This is a genomic window from Microbacterium sp. NPDC006705, from assembly GCF_044903545.1.
Classification (GTDB): domain Bacteria; phylum Actinomycetota; class Actinomycetes; order Actinomycetales; family Microbacteriaceae; genus Microbacterium; species Microbacterium plantarum.
Window position 1 is genome coordinate 279,796 of record NZ_JBJDQQ010000002.1, and the last position, 11,999, is coordinate 291,794.

Consider the following 11,999-nt stretch of genomic DNA (forward strand, 5'->3'; position numbering starts at 1 on the left):
GCCGACTGCGGACGGGCGGGATCAGCTCAGGGCGCGCTCGCGGATGAAGGCCGTCAGCGCGGCGGCGTCGTCGGGCAGGTCGACGACGTGCTGCGGCGCATCGAGCATCGCCTGCAGCTCGTCGGAGTAGGTCATGTCGATCCCGATGGCTTCACGGATGGTCTCGGCGAACTTCTCGGGCTTGGCGGTCTCGAGGACGAGCATGATCTCGCCGGGCTCGACGTACTCGCGGGCCACCGTGACTCCGTCGGCCGTGTGCGGGTCGATGATCTCGCCCGCTTCCTCGTGGACCTCGCGGATGGTGGCGAGCCGGTCGGCATGCGTGGACGTTCCGCTGACGATGCCGAACTCGGCGGTGAAGCGAGCGAGGTCGGCGGAGAAGTCCGCGAAGCCCTGCGACTCGAGATCCTTCCACGCCGCGACGACGCGCTTGGGGTCTCGCCCGACGAGTTCGAAGATGAAGCGCTCGAGGTTCGAGGCCTTGGAGATGTCCATCGACGGGCTCGAGGTCTGCAACGTCTGCGCGGCGGAGCGCGGACGGTAGATGCCGGTGCGGAAGAACTCGTCGAGCACGTTGTTCTCGTTCGCCGCCAGCACCAGCCGACGGATCGGCAGACCCATCTCGCGCGCGTAGAACCCCGAGAGGATGTTGCCGAAGTTGCCGGACGGCACCGTGATCGAGACCTCGGCGTGGCCGTCGGCGTCCGTCGCGCGCAGCCAGGCCCAGAAGTAATAGACGACCTGCGCCGTGATGCGGGCGAGGTTGATCGAGTTGACCGCGCCGAGGCGCAGCGACCGCTTGACCTCGAGGTCGCCCGCGAGCTCCTTGACCAGGTTCTGGCAGTCGTCGAAAACGCCCTCGATGGCTATGTTGTGGATGTTCGGCTCGTCGAGCGAGAACATCTGCGCCCGCTGGAACGGGCTCATGCGGCCCTGCGGCGACAGCATGAACACGGCGATGCGCTCCTTGCCGCGCAGCGCGTACTCAGCGGCCGATCCGGTGTCGCCCGAGGTCGCACCGAGAACGTTGAGCACGGACCCCGTGCGCGCGAGAGCGTGCTCGACGACCTGACCGAGGAACTGCATCGCGAGATCCTTGAAGGCCAGCGTGGGGCCCTCGGAGAGCCCGACCAGCGTGATCCCGCCACCGATCCGCCGCAGCGGCACGACAGCATCGGGGAAGGGAGCGTATGCGGCCTCGGTCATGCGGGCGAGGTCGTCGCGCTCGATGTCGGTGGCGAAGAGCGCCAGGACCTCGGTGGCCAGCTGCGGGTAGGTCAGGGCACGCCAGCGCTCCAGGGTCTCGGGCGAGACCGAGGGCATCTCTTGCGGCACGGCGAGACCGCCATCGGTCGCGAGCCCCTCGAGGAGAGCGTCGCAGTACGGCAGCGGCTCAGCGCCGCCTCGGGTCGAGATGTACAGCACGCGGGGCTCCTCGGTGACGGGTCGGGGACGGCTTTCGATTGTCGCAGGTGCCGCGCCTGCCCGGCGTCGGCGGGGCGTCGACGGCCGGCGGGGCGTCGACGGCCGGCGGGGCGTCAGCGCCCGGTGCCGGCGTAGACGACCGCTTCGGTATCTCCGTCGAGCCCGTAGGCCCTGTGCACGACGCGAGCCGCCTCGGCGAGCTCGTCGCCGCGGACGACGACGGAGATGCGGATCTCCGAGGTCGAGATCATCTCGAGGTTCACCCCGGCGTTCGACAGCGCTTCGAACAGCGTCGCGGAGACGCCCGAGTGCGTGCGCATCCCGGCACCGACGACGGAGAGCTTTCCGATCTGATCGTCGTGCACGAGGCTCTCGAAGCCGACCTCGCTCTGCTCGCCCGCGAGGGCGCGGAGCGCGACGGTCGCATCCGTCTTGGGCAGCGTGAACGAGATGTCGGTGCGACCCGTCGTGGCCGCCGAGACGTTCTGGACGATCATGTCGACGTTCGCGCCCGACTTCGCCACGATCTTGAAGATCTCGGCAGCCTTGCCCGGGACGTCGGGCACGCCGATGACGGTGATCTTGGCCTGGCTGAGGTCGGTGGCGACGCCCGCGACGATCGGCTCTTCCATCTCTTCTTCCTTTCGGCCTTCGGGCAGCGTCATCCCGGGACCGAGCACGAACGTGCCGGACCCCGAGCTGAACGTCGACCGGGCGTTGATCATGACGCCGTGACGGCGGGCGTACTCCACCGCACGGATGTAGAGGACCTTGGCGCCGTTCGCGGCGAGCTCGAGCATCTCCTCCGCCGAGACGACGCCGAGCTTGCGAGCCTTGGGCACAACGCGCGGGTCGGCGGTGTAGATGCCGTCGACGTCGCTGTAGATCTCGCAGACGTCGGCCGAGAGCGCTGCGGCGAGCGCGACGGCCGTGGTGTCGGATCCGCCACGGCCGAGCGTCGTGATGTCGCGGGTGTCGCGGTTGAACCCCTGGAACCCCGCGACGATGACGATCGCTCCCTCGTCGAGGGCCTCGCGCAGCCGCACGGGCGTGACGTCGACGATGCGCGCGGCACCGTGCGTGGCATCCGTGATCATGCCCGCCTGGCTGCCGGTGAACGACCGTGCCTCGAAGCCCATCGAGTGGATGGCCATCGCCAGGAGCGCCATCGAAATGCGCTCGCCCGAGCTCAGGAGCATGTCGAGCTCGCGGGGAGCCGGGATCGGTGCGACCTCGTTCGCGAGATCGAGCAGCTCATCGGTGGTGTCGCCCATCGCGCTCACCGCGACGACGACGTCGTGACCGGCGCGGCGGGTGTCGACGATGCGCTTCGCGACCCGCTTGATGCTCTCCGCGTCGGCGACGGACGACCCGCCGTACTTCTGCACGATCAATGCCATGTGGGACTCCCGGATGCCGGTGCCGGCGCGATTGCTACGGGCGCCCGGATGCCGCGCCCACCGGACCATCTTACGGAGCGTCCCATGCGCGCAGCGCCATGTGACGACCCGCCCGCGGGCGAGGCTCCGGGCGCACGGACCTAGGCTGGAACCCATGGGACGCCGCTCGCTCTTCACGGCGCTGAACGCGCTCGTCCACACCGCCGATCCGGCCGGCGGCCCGGCGACCGAGATGCTCCCGGTGATCGACGACGCCTTCGCCGTGCGGGTGCTCGATCTGGCGATCAGGCTGGGCGAGACGATGCTCGTGGCGGGCTCGCCCGCCAGCGAAGTGACGCTGACGATCGTGCGGGTCGCGGGTGTGTACGGACTCGACCCCGTGCACGTCGACGTGACCTACAACTCGATCACCGTCGCGCACCATCGCAGCGGTGAGGACCGGCCCATCACCCTGATGCGCGTGGTCCGCGGCGCGGCGCCCGACCATGCGCGTCTGCAGCGGTTGCAAGCGCTCGTGACCGAGATCCGGTCGGGACTCCCCCTGGATGCCGCGGCCCTGCGCTTCCGCGGCATCCGTCGCACACCGTTCCGGTACCACCAGCCCGTCGCCGTCTCGGCGCAGGCGCTGCTGGCGGTCGGAGTCGCGGTGATGTTCGGCGCGAACTGGCTCGTCATCGTGCTGTCGTTCCTCGCCGCGGGGTCGGCGGCGGTGACCCAGTTCCTCCTGGGCCGGGCGCGCGTGCCGTTCTTCTTCAGTCAGATCGCCGGGGCGTTCGTGCTCACGATCGTCGCTGCGGCCTCCCCGCTTCTTCGAGCGACGGGGTGGGAGGCCGCGATGACCATGCGCCCCTCCGTCATCGTCGCCTCGGGCATCGTGCTGATGCTGGCGGGCCTCACCGTGGTCGGGGCGGCTCAGGACGCCATCGACGGTTTCGCGCTGACGGCGATGGGCCGCATCCTCGAGCTGGTGACGCAGACTCTCGGCGTCGTGCTCGGCATCCTCGCCGGCATCGAGACCGCGAGAGTCATCGGGCTGGGCCTGGAGGCCCCGACGGAGGCGCTGCCGCTCGGACCCGTGCCGCTGCAGTTCCTCGGCGCAGGTCTGATCGCCCTCGCCGTCGCCGTCATCAACGGGGCCGGGCTCCGCATCATCGTCGTCAGCGTCGCGCTCAGCGTCGTCGCGTGGCTCGGATACGTGGCCGCGGCCTCGCTCGGCTTCGAGACGGCGGCGGCGAGCGGCGTCGGCGCGTTCGTCGGGAGCCTCGTCGGCATTCTCGCCGCCTATCGTCTGCACGTTCCGTCTGTCGCGATCACGACGGCGGCGATCCTGCCCATGGTCCCCGGTGCCGCGGTGTTCCGCGGGCTCCTCGGCGTGGTCGAGTCGGGTGACAGCCCGGCGACCCTGCTCACCGGATTCAGCACCCTCGCGGCAGCCGCGACCGTCGGCATCGCCCTGGCGGTGGGTGCGTCGCTCGGCATCTACCTCGGCCAGCCGCTCCGCGCGTCGCTGGGGTCGGTCATCCGTGCGCGTGCGCGGGTGCGCTGAAACCAAGAGAAGCGAAACGGCCGCGTCACGAGCAGGCGGGGAACCTGCCGCGGACGCGGCCGAGACGAAGCGACGCGGAGATCAGCCGAACAGCGCGGCGGCCTCCTCGTAGCGGTACAGCGGAACGGTGTTCAGCTCGCCGAGGGCCTCGTCGAACGAGACGCGGACGATGTCGGTGCCCTTGAGCGAGACCATCTGACCCCAGGCACCGTCGACGAGCGCGTCGGCCGCCGCGAGCCCGAGGCGCGTGGCCAGCACACGGTCGAACGCGGACGGCGAGCCGCCGCGCTGGATGTGACCGAGCACGGTGGCGCGCGTCTCGATGCCGGTCAGGCGCTCGATCTCGGGAGCGAGCACCTCGCTGATGCCACCGAGACGGGGACGGTTGAACGCGTCGAGGCCCTTGTCGCTGTAGGCCTCGTCCTGACCCTTCAGCTTGAAGCCCTCCGACACGACGACGAGCGGGGCGCGGCCACGGTCGAACGCCTTGGTCACCTGCGCCGTGATCTCCTCGATCGACATCGGCACCTCCGGGATGCAGATGACGTGGGCGCCGGCGGCGATGCCGGCGTGCAGGGCGATCCAGCCGACGTGACGGCCCATGACCTCGGCCACCATGCAGCGCTGGTGCGAGTCACCGGTCGTGCGCAGGCGGTCCATCGCGTCGGTCGCGATGTTGACGGCGGTGTCGAAGCCGAACGAGTAGTCGGTCGCCTTCAGGTCGTTGTCGATCGTCTTCGGCACACCGAGGACGTTGATGCCGTCGTTGGCGAGACGGTTGGCCGCAGCGAGCGTGCCTTCGCCGCCGATGGCGATGATGCCGTCGATGCGGTGCTTGTCGAGGGTCGCCGCGATGTTCTCGGCGCCGCCACGGGGGCCTTCGTACGGGTTGGTGCGGCTCGTACCCAGAATGGTTCCGCCGACCTTCGACAGGCCCTTCACCTCGTGGCGCGTGAGGGGGAAGAAGTCGCCGTCGACGACGCCGCGCCAGCCGTCGCGGATGCCGACGAACTCGATGTTGTACGAGGTGGTGCCCTTGAGCACGACGCCTCGGATGACAGCGTTGAGTCCGGGGCAGTCGCCGCCGCTGGTGAGGATGCCGATCTTCATGGGGAGATCCTTCGTTGTTGCTCAGGGTGGAGTGTGGCGACGCTGCCTCAGGTCGAGACTATCGTCGCGGCGCGGGTGCTGCCAGGCGAGCCCGCCGGGAGAACTCGCGAGGCCCGCGCGGATGCGACCAGGCGCGCCCTCCGACCACCGACGAACAACGGAGAGGACGGCTCAGTCCGCGCCGAGCGCCTGACGCAGCAGGTGCATGAGAGCCGACAGCTGCACCGAGTCGCTCGAGGTCGGGTCGACGGCCTCACCATCGAGCGCCCGAGCCGCGAGACCCTGCTTCGAGTCGATGAGCTCGGCGATCTTCGTGTCGATCGTGTGAGCGGCGATGATCCGCCACGCGGTGACGGGCTCCTCCTGACCGATGCGGTGCACCCGGTCGATCGCCTGCGTCTGCTCGGCCGCGGTCCACGACAGCTCGGCGAGGACGACGTTCGAGGCTGCCTGCATGTTCACGCCGACGCCGGCAGCCGTCAGCGAGCACACCGCGATGGCGACATCGGGATCGTTGTTGAACGCGTCGATCGCGTCCTGGCGTGCCGTCGCGCTCTGATCGCCGCGCAGCGACACGGTCCGCAGCCCGGCGGCCGCGAAGTGGGCCTCAGCGGCATCCATGACGTCGATGTGCTTGGCGAAGAACACGACCTTGCCGACGGAGCGCTGCAGCTGGGCCGCGTAGTCGGCGGCGAGCACGGCCTTGGCCTGGCCGATGCGGCGGACCATCGTGAAGACGTTCTCGGCGCCGGTGCCTGCGGCCTTCGACTCCTCGAGCTCCTGCGTCGCGACGAGGCGCACGATGTCGGAGTCGGCCTCGCCGATGAGCACACGGTCGCCGCGCGCCTCGATGATCCGGCGGTACCGCGCGGCGAGACGCTCGCCGAGCTCGTGCTCGGCCTGGCGGATCGACCGGCCGTACTCGTCGTCGAGCTGCACGGGCAGGTCGGCGATGAGCTTGTCGGGAAGGTCGGCGGCGACGTCCTTCTTCTTGCGGCGCACGATGCCCATCGAGATGACGGCGTCGCGGGCAGCGGGATAGAACGCCTTGTCAGCGGGCGTGAGGCCGGTCTCGTCCAGACGCTCCATGAGCACGGGGCCGGGCTTCTCGCCGTTGGTCCATCCCAGGAACCGCCAGATCGCGTCGAAGTCCTCGACGTCGTTGATCAGCGGGGTTCCGGTGAGGGCCAGCATGAGCGGGTCGCGCACCTGCTCGCGAATGCGGCCCGCGAGGGCGAGCACGTTCTGCGAACGCTGCGAGCTGAGGTTCTTGATGAAGTGCGCCTCGTCGACGACCATGCCGCGCAGGCCGATCGAACCGAGCCACGAGAGGTGGCGGTCGAGCACCTCGTAATTGACGATGAAGACGTCGGCGAACGCGTCGATCTGATCGCCGTCGCCCGAGATCACGGTCGCGCGTCGCTGCGGCGTCCAGCGCTCGACCTCGCGCGCCCAGTTCATCTTGACCACGTTCGGCACGACGGCCAGCAGCGGATAGGCGCCGGCGACGGATGCTGCGAGCACCGACTGCGCCGTCTTTCCGAGACCCGGCTCGTCGGCGAGCAGGAACGAGCGGTGACCGGCTCGCACCGACTCGAGGAACCGCGACTGGTGCGGCATGATCTCGAGACCCTTGGGCGACAGGCGGTCGAACTCCGGCACGGGAGGCAGGTCCATCGAGGCAGCCGCCCCGCCGGCGCCGGACTCGAACGCCTTGTAGAGCGGCCCCATCAACTCCCAGCCGTCGAGTCTCCGACGCGGGGTGTCGTGCGGCGCGTGCAGCTCGAGGTCGGGCGCGAGGAAGGGGTTCGCCTCGCGTCGTGCGATCACCTGCGGCGGTGTGACCTGGCGGTCGGCGAGAGCCGCGGGCACGACGGGCGCCTGAACGGGAGCGGCATCGGTGATGATGAGCTCGTCCTCCGGCAGCTCGGCACCCGACTCGAGAAGCCAGTCGCGCCGCATCCGCTTCGCCACCGGCGACGTCGCCTGGTCGACCTCGAGCAGCTGGATGAGAGACGTGTCGCGCGCGGCCGTCTTCGCGAGGATCGTGGCGACGCCGTCGAGCCGCTTGAGCAGCTCCGCTCGGGCGGCGGTGGAGACGTTCTCGTCGGCCTTCACCCGCGCGCGCTCTTCGCGCACCAAGAAGGCGATGACCTGGAATTTGACGCGGTTCGTGGGTCCGAGCTTTCCGCGCTGGGCCTTGGCCTCGACCTCGCGCACCTTGCGCGCCAGGATCGGGATCAGCGGCGCGTCATCATCGCGTCGGGCGGACGAAGATCTCCGTCGGCGGTTGGCGGTCGCTGCGGCGGTGGCCATGGTCGGCATGCTCCTCCTGAGCCTGAGTGCCGGAGTTCCGTCGTGACGGAAACGTACGAGGTGCCGCTCGAACGGACACCGGAGCGTCATGCGAGCGAAGGGCGTTCGCGTCGGTCGGCCACGGGCACTCGCTTCAGCGAGCTGCGGCGTCGAACCCGACGATGTCCCTGTCGTCCATTCTATGCCATGTCAGGCGCGCCCCGCGATGCGGGGCGTTACTCAGCGCCAGAGCTGAGCGACGATGCCGGGGGTGTAGGAATCGGGGTTGTAGTTGACCCAGCGCGTCGACACCCAGGCGTTCCCGCGAAGGAAGTGAGTCTCACCCAAGTCGACGACTTCTTCGTCCATCGAGAGCATCTGCTGCGATGTCCGGGAGTAAACGCCTCCCGAAGCTTCCTCTGAGCCGAAGCCCGCGGTGGACAACGCGTCAGCGATGAGTTCGGACTGGGCGGGCGAGACGAGTGCCACGGTGGTCGCGATGCCTCGGTCGGAGGGCTTTCCCCACGTGCAACGCAAGCTCGGCACCCCCGATTCGAGCACCGTCAGGGCCTCGGCGTTCTCGGTCGAGTACATCGTCACGCCAGGGTCGTTCAGCGGGGCGATCTCAGCGTCGAGCGTGGCGCGCAGATCGCCCGTGAAGAGCTCGTCGCATGACGACGGCAGATTGATCTCGTCGGTTGTCGACCGCGTCTCGACAGGGCTTGGCGTCTCCGACGGAGTGGGCGCGAGCGACGGCGTCGCGGCCGACTCGGACGGAGCGGGTGTAGCAGCTCCGCCGGCGGGAGTCGCGCATGCCGTAGCCAGCAGCGCGACCGCCGTGACGACCGGGATGAAGCGGAGAGCTGTGCGGTGTCTGACGGCCATGAACTGATCCTAACGAGCCGGGTCGGCTATCCGCTCCGGCGCGCGGGCCGCAACGCCGATCGCAGTCGCAGGCTGTTGAGCACGACGAAGACGCTCGAGAACGCCATGGCGGCCGCGGCGACCATCGGGTTGAGCAGACCGGCCACCGCGAGCGGCACGGCGGCGACGTTGTAGGCGAAGGCCCAGAACAGGTTGCCGCGAATGATGCCGAGGGTACGGCGGCTGAGTTCGATCGCCTCGGCCACGGCCCGGGGGCTGCCAGCGGTGAGCGTGATGTCGCTGGCGTGCTTGGCGGCATCCGTGCCACCGCCCATCGCGATGCCGAGGTCGGCAGCGGCGAGGGCGGCCGCGTCGTTGACGCCGTCGCCGACCATCGCGACGCGCTTCCCCGCGGCCTGGCGGCGGCGTACCTCCTCGAGCTTGCCCTCGGGACGCACGTCGGCGACCACGTCGTCGATGCCCAGCTCGCGGGCGACCGTCCCCGCGGCGCCGGCGTTGTCGCCGGTGACCAGGACCACCGAGGCCCCGGTGCGGTGCAGCCGCGCCACGGCTTCGCGGGCGTCGTCGCGGACCCGGTCCGAGACCGCGATGACCGCACGGACCGCCCCGTCCCAGCCGACGGCGACGACGGAAGCACCGGATGCCGCGGCGTCGCGCGCGGCTTCATCGAGCTCGGAGCTCAGCTCGCCCAGTCGCTGGGTGACGAAGGCGACGCTCCCCGCGGTGACCTCGCGCCCCTCGACTACGCCGCTGACGCCGCCTCCGGCGACGCCCGTGAACTCCGTCACCGGCGGCACGGTGCCAGCGGCTGCGACGATCGCGCGCGCGATCGGGTGCTCCGAGGCGGATTCGACGGCGCCGGCCGCCCGCAACGCGTCGTCGCGATCGGCTCCGGCCGCGGTGACGACCGAGGCGACGGACATCCGCCCCTCGGTGAGGGTGCCGGTCTTGTCCATGAGCACGACGTCGATGCGCTCGGCGGCCTCCAGGGCTTCGGGACCGGTGATGAGGATGCCGAGCTCGGCGCCTCGGCCGGTGCCGACGAGGACGGCGATGGGCGTCGCGAGCCCGAGCGCGCACGGGCAGGCGATGATCAGGACCGCGACGGCGGCGGTGAAGCCCGCGGCGACGGGTGCGCCGGCGATGATCCAGCCGAGAAGGGTCAGCACTGCCACGACGATGACGACGGGGACGAACACCGCCGAGACGCGGTCGGCGAGACGCTGCACGCGGCTCTTGCCCGACTGGGCCTCGTCGACCAGCCGCGCCAGATGCGCGAGGCGGGTTTCGTCGCCGACCGAGGTGGCGCGTACCCGCAACCGTCCGCCGGAGGCGATCGTGCCGCCGGTGACCTCGGAACCGGGGCCGACGTCGACGGGCACCGACTCGCCCGTCAGCATGCTCTCGTCCACCGCCGCCGCGCCGTCGACGACGATGCCGTCGGTGGCCACCTTCTCACCGGGCCGCACGATGAACTCGTCGCCCGCATGCAGCGCGTCGATGCCCACGCGACGCCCGTCCGGCAGCTCGACATCCGCCGCCCCGAGCTCGAGCAGGGCGCGCAGCGCGGCGCCCGCACGTCGCCGCGAGCGCTGCTCGATGTAGCGACCGAGCAGGATGAGCACGGTCACCGCTGCGGCGACCTCGAAGTAGACGAGCGATGTCGGGTCGTGCACGGGGCCGAAGAGGACGACATCGTGACGGATGCCGATGCGCCCGGCGGAGCCGAACAGCACCGCCCACAGGCTCCAGGCGAAGGCCGCGAAGGTGCCCAATGTGACGAGCGTGTCCATCGTCAGCGCGCCGTGGCGCGCGTTCGCGAACGTGGCGCGGTGGAACGGCCAACCCGCCCAGAACACGACCGGCGCGGTCAGGACGAGCGACACCCACTGCCAGCCGGGGAACTGCCACGCCGGCACCATGCCGAGCGCCACGACGGGCGCGGCGAGCACGATGCCCCAGATCAGCCGGGTGCGCAGAGTGGTCCGCCCCGGCATGTCCTCGACGTCGTGCTGGTGGCCCGGAGCGTCATGATGCTCCGCCGGATGCTGCGCCGGAGAGGAGCGCACTCGAGCGGTATACCCCGCCTGGCCGACGGCCTCGACCAGGTCGTCGACCGAGACGGCGGCGGGATGCTCGACGCGCGCCGACTCGGTCGCGAGGTTCACCGTCGCGTGGACACCGTCCAGGCGCTGCAGCCGCTTCTCGACCCGGGCGACACAGCTCGCGCACGTCATCCCCTCGATGTCGAGGACGGCATGGCTGCTCTCCCGCCCGGCGGTGTCCGCGCTCATCAGCGGCGTCCGGTGACCGTGTAGCCCGCCTCGGCCACAGCGGCCGAGACGACGTCGTCGTCGGGCGGCTGCACAGCCGTGACCGCGACGGTGCCGGCGTCGACGTCGACGGCGACGTCGGAGACGCCCGGGACGAGCCCGAGCTCGCGGGTCACCGCTGCGGCGCAGTGCCCGCAGGTCATGCCTTCGACGGTGTAGGTCTGAGTCGTCATGATGCTCCTTCGTGGTTCAGCGACGACAACAGGATACCCCCCAGGGGTATTCCCGTCGATGCCTCGAGATCCGGACGGCGTACGCTGAAAGCATGTCCACGATCTCCGAGCGCGAGCTCGCCGCGACCCTCGACCACGCCATCCTCAAGCCCGAGCTGACCCGCGACCAGGTCGACGCCGAGCTCGACATCGCCGCCGAGTGGCGAGTCTTCTCGGTGTGCGTACGCCCCTCCGACATCCCGCACGCTGTCGCGCGTCTCGCGGGCACCGGTGTCGCCGTCGGTACGGTCATCGGCTTCCCCCACGGCACGACGTCCACGGCGGCGAAGGTCGCCGAGGTCCGTCAGGCCGCCGCGGACGGCGCCTCGGAGTTCGACATGGTCGTCAACATCGCCGCGCTGCGCTCGGGCTTCGATGACGTCGTGGTCGACGACATCCGCGCCGTGGTCGAGGCCGCCGAAGGCAAGATCGTCAAGGTCATCCTCGAGACGAGCCTGCTCGACGACGAGCAGATCGCCCGCGGCAGCCGCCTGACCGAGGCCGGCGGCGCCGACTTCGTCAAGACCTCGACCGGCTTCGCCGGCGGCGGGGCGACAGTCCCCCACGTCCGCCTCATGCGCGAGAACGTCGGCGAGGCCGTGCAGGTCAAGGCCTCCGGCGGCGTGCGCAGCTTCGCTGACGCCGTCGCGATGCTCGACGCAGGCGCCACGCGCCTCGGCACGAGCGGCAGCGCGACCATCCTCGGCGAAGCGCGCCGACTCGAGGCCGGCGGCGCAGCCACCGGCGCGGTCGACGAGTCGTCGTACTGATCCCGCGGGCTGCGGCCCGCACG

9 protein-coding genes are annotated in these 11,999 nt (G+C 70.4%); 2 read left to right on the forward strand and 7 right to left on the reverse strand.

Annotation, left to right across the window (positions count from 1 at the left end):
- Nucleotides 1–21: 21 nt before the first annotated feature.
- A complete protein-coding gene (thrC, locus tag ACI2K6_RS11930; RefSeq protein ID WP_404568709.1) occupies nt 22–1,425 on the reverse strand; it encodes a threonine synthase in 1,404 nt (467 codons plus the stop codon).
- A gap of 113 nt (nt 1,426–1,538) precedes the next feature.
- Nucleotides 1,539–2,825: an aspartate kinase gene (locus ACI2K6_RS11935; protein WP_404568710.1), complete on the reverse strand. Its 1,287-nt coding sequence runs from the start codon at nt 2,823–2,825 to the stop codon at nt 1,539–1,541.
- Between the two features lie 154 nt (nt 2,826–2,979).
- On the opposite strand from ACI2K6_RS11935, the gene ACI2K6_RS11940 reads away from it, so the two are divergent.
- A complete protein-coding gene (locus ACI2K6_RS11940; RefSeq protein ID WP_094259967.1) occupies nt 2,980–4,371 on the forward strand; it encodes a threonine/serine exporter ThrE family protein in 1,392 nt (463 codons plus the stop codon).
- Between the two features lie 81 nt (nt 4,372–4,452).
- On the opposite strand, the gene ACI2K6_RS11945 is transcribed toward ACI2K6_RS11940, so the two are convergent.
- The 5 genes from ACI2K6_RS11945 to ACI2K6_RS11965 all read right to left on the reverse strand — a co-directional run bounded on the left by ACI2K6_RS11945 (nt 4,453) and on the right by ACI2K6_RS11965 (nt 11,167).
- Entirely contained in the window at nt 4,453–5,481 is a 1,029-nt protein-coding gene (locus tag ACI2K6_RS11945; RefSeq protein ID WP_023955073.1) for a 6-phosphofructokinase, read from the reverse strand.
- Between the two features lie 171 nt (nt 5,482–5,652).
- Nucleotides 5,653–7,806 (reverse strand): DEAD/DEAH box helicase, encoded by a 2,154-nt coding sequence (locus tag ACI2K6_RS11950; protein ID WP_112617215.1) that lies wholly within the window; start codon nt 7,804–7,806, stop codon nt 5,653–5,655.
- A 210-nt stretch (nt 7,807–8,016) separates the two neighbouring features.
- Entirely contained in the window at nt 8,017–8,661 is a 645-nt protein-coding gene (locus ACI2K6_RS11955; RefSeq protein WP_404568711.1) for a hypothetical protein, read from the reverse strand.
- A gap of 26 nt (nt 8,662–8,687) precedes the next feature.
- On the reverse strand, nt 8,688–10,955 hold the full coding sequence (locus ACI2K6_RS11960; protein ID WP_404568712.1) for a heavy metal translocating P-type ATPase: 2,268 nt from the start codon (nt 10,953–10,955) through the stop codon (nt 8,688–8,690).
- Nucleotides 10,955–11,167 (reverse strand): heavy-metal-associated domain-containing protein, encoded by a 213-nt coding sequence (locus ACI2K6_RS11965; RefSeq protein WP_023955083.1) that lies wholly within the window; start codon nt 11,165–11,167, stop codon nt 10,955–10,957. Before ACI2K6_RS11965 ends, ACI2K6_RS11960 begins: the two co-directional genes overlap by 1 nt.
- A gap of 92 nt (nt 11,168–11,259) precedes the next feature.
- Between ACI2K6_RS11965 and deoC the strand changes: the two genes are divergently transcribed.
- Nucleotides 11,260–11,976 carry a deoxyribose-phosphate aldolase gene (deoC, locus tag ACI2K6_RS11970; RefSeq protein WP_404568713.1) on the forward strand — a complete coding sequence of 239 codons (717 nt, stop codon included), beginning with the start codon at nt 11,260–11,262 and terminating at the stop codon, nt 11,974–11,976.
- The last annotated feature ends 23 nt before the right edge of the window (nt 11,977–11,999 follow it).

Excerpts from the sequence above, each read along its gene's own strand:
- ACI2K6_RS11935 (WP_404568710.1), bottom strand. The coding sequence starts at position 2,825 with ATGGCATTGATCGTGCAGAAGTACGGCGGGTCGTCCGTCGCCGACGCG.
- ACI2K6_RS11940 (WP_094259967.1), top strand. The coding sequence starts at position 2,980 with ATGGGACGCCGCTCGCTCTTCACGGCGCTGAACGCGCTCGTCCACACC.
- ACI2K6_RS11945 (WP_023955073.1), bottom strand. The coding sequence starts at position 5,481 with ATGAAGATCGGCATCCTCACCAGCGGCGGCGACTGCCCCGGACTCAAC.
- ACI2K6_RS11950 (WP_112617215.1), bottom strand. The coding sequence starts at position 7,806 with ATGCCGACCATGGCCACCGCCGCAGCGACCGCCAACCGCCGACGGAGA.
- ACI2K6_RS11955 (WP_404568711.1), bottom strand. The coding sequence starts at position 8,661 with ATGGCCGTCAGACACCGCACAGCTCTCCGCTTCATCCCGGTCGTCACG.
- ACI2K6_RS11960 (WP_404568712.1), bottom strand. The coding sequence starts at position 10,955 with ATGAGCGCGGACACCGCCGGGCGGGAGAGCAGCCATGCCGTCCTCGAC.
- ACI2K6_RS11965 (WP_023955083.1), bottom strand. The coding sequence starts at position 11,167 with ATGACGACTCAGACCTACACCGTCGAAGGCATGACCTGCGGGCACTGC.
- deoC (WP_404568713.1), top strand. The coding sequence starts at position 11,260 with ATGTCCACGATCTCCGAGCGCGAGCTCGCCGCGACCCTCGACCACGCC.